The following is a 4,763-nucleotide window of genomic DNA, read 5'->3' as shown; positions in this document are numbered from 1 at the left end:
GTCCGGGCCGTGATCGCCTGGACGCAGCTGTTCGGGATCGTCAGCTTCGAGCTGTTCGGCCAGTTCGCGGGGACGTTCGAGCCCGCCGACGCCCTGTTCGGGCACGCGGTCGCCCAGATGGCGGCATTAGTAGGCCTGCGGTAGGCGGACATGTGGCGCAATCCGCACGGTGTCAGCCGCGACCGAGACATCCCCGCGGCCCGCCACCGGGCAGCCGTCCCCCCATGAATATCGCGCAGTATGTCCGAAAGACTCCATTTAGTCACAGGTAATCATCGCTCCCGGTCCCGACTGCGCGAGGTGCCGCAGTGGCCCGATGTGAGGCGAGCAAACCCATTATCCCGAACGAACCGTGGCTTCTGGCCAGCGCCGGTTCCGCCGGTAAGGTGAGACCGACCCGGGAGGGGAGCTCGCGTGAAAGTACTGGTGACCGGTATGCCAAAGCGCGACACCACGTGCTCGCCGGGCAGGCCGCCGGCGTGGCCGCCGCGCTCGCCGAGCCGGGAGCCGGCGCGGTGCCGCCTGACGCTCTCGTCCGGGCCGTGATCGCCTGGACGCAGCTGTTCGGGATCGTCAGCTTCGAGCTGTTCGGCCAGTTCGCGGGGACGTTCGAGCCCGCCGACGCCCTGTTCGGGCACGCGGTCGCCCAGATGGCGGCATTCGTAGGCCTGCGGTAGGCGGACATGTGGCGCAATCCGCACGGTGTCAGCCGCGACCGAGACATCCCCGCGGCCCGCCACCGGGCAGCCGTCCCCCCATGAATATCGCGCAGTATGTCCGAAAGACTCCATTTAGTCACAGGTAATCATCGCTCCCGGTCCCGACTGCGCGGGTTAGGCCTGGGTCAGGCGGGCGGATAGGTGCCGCAGTGGCGCGATGTGAGGCGAGCAAACCCATTATCCCGAACGAACCGTGGCTTCTGGCCAGCGCCGGTTCCGCCGGTAAGGTGAGACCGACCCGGGAGGGGAGCTCGCGTGAAAGTACTGGTGACCGGTGGCGCTGGATACATCGGCAGCGTGGTGACCCGTGCGCTGCTCGCGGAAGGCTACCAGATCGTGGTGCTCGACGACCTGTCGACCGGTTTCGCGGACACCATCCCCCGCGGCGTGGAATTCCACAAGCTGCCGGTGCACGACGTGGCCCGGGTGCTGGCGCCCGGTGCGGGGTTCGAGGCGGTGCTGCACTTCGCAGGCAAGATCGAGGTCGCCGAGTCGGTGGCCCGTCCGGACCTGTACTGGCACGTCAACGTGGCCGGATCGATGGCCGTGCTGGACGCGGTCCGCGCGGCGCGCACGCCGCGGCTGATCTTCTCCTCCACCGGCTCGCTGTACACGGGCGAGGCAGCAGGGAAACTCACCGAGGACTCGCCGGTGCTCCCGCGCAACCCGTACGCGGCCACCAAGCTGGCGGTGGACATGATGCTGGCGGGGGAGTGCCCGGCGTTCGGCCTTGCCGCGGCGAGCCTGCGGTACTTCAACGCGGCCGGCGCCGTGGACGGGCTCGGCGAGCGGCACAACCCGGAAAGCCACCTGATACCGGTCGTCTTGCAGGTGGCCGGCGGCCAGCGCGACGAGCTGCTGCTCTACGGCGACGACTACCCGACCCCGGACGGCACCTGCATCCGCGATTACATCCACGTCGGCGACCTGGCCGCCGCGCACCTGCTGGCGCTGCGGGCGATCGAGCCGGGCAGGCATGACGTCTACAACCTCGGCAACGGCGACGGTTACAGCAACAGGCAGGTCATCGACGCGGTGCGGGAGGTGACCGGGCGCCCGGTCCCGGTCCGGCTGGCGCCGCGGCGCGCCGGGGACGCGGCCGTCACGGTCGCGGACAGCCAGCGGGCCCGCCGGGAGCTGGGCTGGCGGCCGGCCAAGCCCGGCCTGCGCGAGATCATCGCCGACGCCTGGGCGTTCTACCGCGCCACCTGGCCCATCCGGTAGGGCACCCCGGCGGTCGCGAACCCGCACACCAGGATCAACAGCCCGTAAGCTACGGCTCATACGTCACACACATAAACGGTAATCACTTGCGTTGAACCTTGCCGGTAGCATATGCGTCGTTATTACAGACGGTCAGCAACAAAGCGTGTCGTCTGAGTGACGGACCTGGGGGGGTCCGGGAGACGGGGGAACGATGCCTTTGGCATGCTTTCGACCTTATTTTGCACGGTTATCGCCGCGTCGCCGCCCGATGACCGGCGCGGCGTGCCCGATGGACGCCAGCACGCCCGCCGTCGTGCTGAAGTTCGACAGGAACGTCATGCACCATGGCGGGCTTGGCGTCATCCGCAGCCTGGGACGGGCTGGCGTCCCGGTATACGGCGTCCACGAGGACCGGCTCGCCCCCGCGGCGGGCTCGCGCTACCTGCGCGGCCGCTTCTTCTGGCGGCCAAGTCCCGACGACGCCGGGCGCGTGCTCGCCGGGCTGTCGCGCCTTGCCGAGGTCATCGGCCGTCCGGCGGTGCTGATCACGACCGACGACGCAGGCGCGATCTTCCTCGCCGAGCACGGCGCGCCCCTGCGCGGCCGGTTCCTGTTCCCCGAGCCGCCCCGCGAACTGCCGCGGCTGCTCGCGGGCAAGTACTCGCTGCACCAGGCCTGCCGTGAGCTGGGCGTCCCCTCGCCGCGGGCGGAGCTGCCCGAGTCGGCCGTCGCGGCCCGCGGCTTCGCCACCGCGACGGGATATCCCGTCATCGCCAAGCTCACCGCGCCGTGGCACGCGCCGCGTGGCGTGCGCAGCACCCAGGTGCTCGCGGACCGGCATGAGCTTGACCGCGTCTACGAGGCGTGCGCGCGCGCCGGGGCCGGGCTCATGCTGCAGGAGTTCATCCCCGGAGGCCAGGGCCACGACTGGTTCTTCCACGGCTACTGCGACGCCGCCGCGCGGTGCCGGCCGGCCTTCACCGGGGTCAAGGAGCGGTCCTACCCGCCGCGCGCGGGCCTGACCAGCTTCGGCAGGTCGGCGGCCAACGAGCGTCTCCGGCTCCAGGTCACCTCGCTGCTCGCGCGCCTTGGGTACCGCGGCCTGCTCGACCTCGACATCCGGCTTGACGGCAGGGACGGCCGTTACCACCTGCTCGACTTCAACCCGCGGCTTGGAGCGCAGTTCCGGGTGTTCCGCGACACGCTGGGCACCGATGTCGCGCTGGCCGCCTACCTCGACCTCACCGGCCAGCCGGTCCCCGAGGCCGCCCAGGTCGACGGCAGGCGCTTCGTGGTGGAGAACTACGACCCGATCAGCGCGCTGGCGAAATGGCGGGCCGGCGAGCTCGACCCGCGGTCCTGGCTCGCGTCGGTGCGCGCGGCCGATGAGCTCGCCTGGTTCGCCCGCGACGACCTGCGCCCGTTCGGGCTGATGTGCGTCCGCATGGGCTGGCGCGCGATTTCCCGCAATTTTCCCAGTTTTCAGCACGAACTCGTCAACGGGGGGAGCACGGCATGACAACCGGTCACGTCGACGTGGTCGTCGTTGGAGCGGGCCCGTACGGGCTGTCGCTCGCGGCGCATCTGAGGACGGCTGGCGTGGCCTACCGCCAGTTCGGCCTGCCCATGCGGCTCTGGCGCGCCGCCATGCCGCGGGGCATGTACCTGAAGTCACAGGGCTTCGCCTCCAGCCTGTCGGACCCGCGCGACCAGCACACGCTCGCGGCGTTCTGCGCGCGGACAGGCCGGCCGTACGCGGATTACGGCCTGCCCGTGCCGCTGGACACGTTTGTCGAGTACTGCCAGTCGTTCCGGTCGGCGTGCGGCCTTTCTGTGGAAGAGTCACTGGTCACCGAGATCACTCGCGACGGCGCGGGCTTCCAGGTCACGGTGGGCGGCGGCGAGCGCGTGGCCGCTCGCGCGGTCGTGCTGGCCGTCGGCGTGGAGCATTTCGCGTACCTGCCGCCGGCCCTGGCCGGGCTGCCGTCCGACCTGTGCACGCACAGTTCCGCCCACTCGGACCTGGTGGCCTTCGCGGGCCGCCAGGTGTGCGTGGTCGGCGCCGGGCAGTCCGCACTTGAGTCGGCGGCGCTGCTGCACGAGACGGGCGCCGGCGTGCGGGTGCTGGCCCGCGCGCCGGCGCTCGCCTGGAACGGGGAGCCGCTGCCGCCGGGCCGGCCGCTGCTGCGGCGGCTGCGGGAACCGGAGTCAGGTCTCGGCTCGGGCTGGGCGACCTGGTTCTACTCCAACCACCCGGACGTGTTCCTGCGGCTGCCGGCCCGCACCCGGGCCTACCGCGCCAGGACGGCGCTCGGGCCGGCGGGCGCCTGCTGGCTCCGCGCCCGGGTGGAAGGGCAGTTCCCGGTCCTGACCGGTCACGCGGTGACCGCGGCCGAACCCGACGGCAGCCGGGTCCGGCTCACGGTCGCCGCCGGGGGAACCCGCATGGAACTGACCGCCGATCACGTCATCGCGGGCACCGGGTACCGGGCCGACGTGGCCAGGCTCGGCTTCCTCGGGCCGGGCATCCGGTCCGCGCTGCGCACCCTGGGCGGGAGCGTGGCGGTCGGCCCCGGCTACCAGTCCTCCGTCCCCGGCCTGTACGTCGTCGGCCCGCTCGTGGCGCCCAGTTTCGGGCCCGTGATGCGCTTCGTCTACGGCGCGCGCCATGCCGCGATCGCGGTCACCCGCCGGCTGGCCGCCGAGACCGGCCGCCCGGTCCCCGCCCTGGCGGCGCGGCGATGAACTCACATGCCGTGCGGTGGCGGTGGCCGGCCGGCCCCGCCACGCGCGCCTGGCGCGGTCCTGGCACGTCCGCGGCACGGCGGGTGCGGATGA

General features: G+C 71.7%; 5 protein-coding genes. All 5 read left to right on the top strand.

Annotation, left to right across the window (positions count from 1 at the left end):
* Positions 1-9 precede the first annotated feature (9 nt).
* The 5 genes from Q1N79_RS03855 (at position 10) to Q1N79_RS03835 (ending at position 4,670) form a co-directional block, all read left to right on the top strand.
* The gene (locus tag Q1N79_RS03855; protein WP_300604453.1) at positions 10-144 is read left to right on the top strand and encodes a WHG domain-containing protein; all 135 of its coding nucleotides are present in this window, start codon (positions 10-12) and stop codon (positions 142-144) included.
* A 311-nt stretch (positions 145-455) separates the two neighbouring features.
* The gene (locus tag Q1N79_RS03850) at positions 456-677 is read left to right on the top strand and encodes a TetR-like C-terminal domain-containing protein (RefSeq protein WP_300604450.1); all 222 of its coding nucleotides are present in this window, start codon (positions 456-458) and stop codon (positions 675-677) included.
* A gap of 297 nt (positions 678-974) precedes the next feature.
* Complete coding sequence (galE, locus tag Q1N79_RS03845; RefSeq protein WP_300604446.1) at positions 975-1,943, top strand: UDP-glucose 4-epimerase GalE; 969 nt, start codon at positions 975-977, stop codon at positions 1,941-1,943.
* A 250-nt stretch (positions 1,944-2,193) separates the two neighbouring features.
* Complete coding sequence (locus Q1N79_RS03840; protein ID WP_300604443.1) at positions 2,194-3,444, top strand: hypothetical protein; 1,251 nt, start codon at positions 2,194-2,196, stop codon at positions 3,442-3,444.
* The gene (locus Q1N79_RS03835) at positions 3,441-4,670 is read left to right on the top strand and encodes an FAD-dependent oxidoreductase (protein WP_300604440.1); all 1,230 of its coding nucleotides are present in this window, start codon (positions 3,441-3,443) and stop codon (positions 4,668-4,670) included. The genes Q1N79_RS03840 and Q1N79_RS03835 overlap by 4 nt, the downstream gene beginning before the upstream one ends.
* Positions 4,671-4,763 lie beyond the last annotated feature (93 nt).

This window comes from Trebonia sp. (assembly GCF_030042015.1).
In the GTDB taxonomy this organism is placed as follows: Bacteria; Actinomycetota; Actinomycetes; order Streptosporangiales; family Streptosporangiaceae; genus Trebonia.
This window is presented reverse-complemented; position numbering and strand designations above follow the sequence as displayed.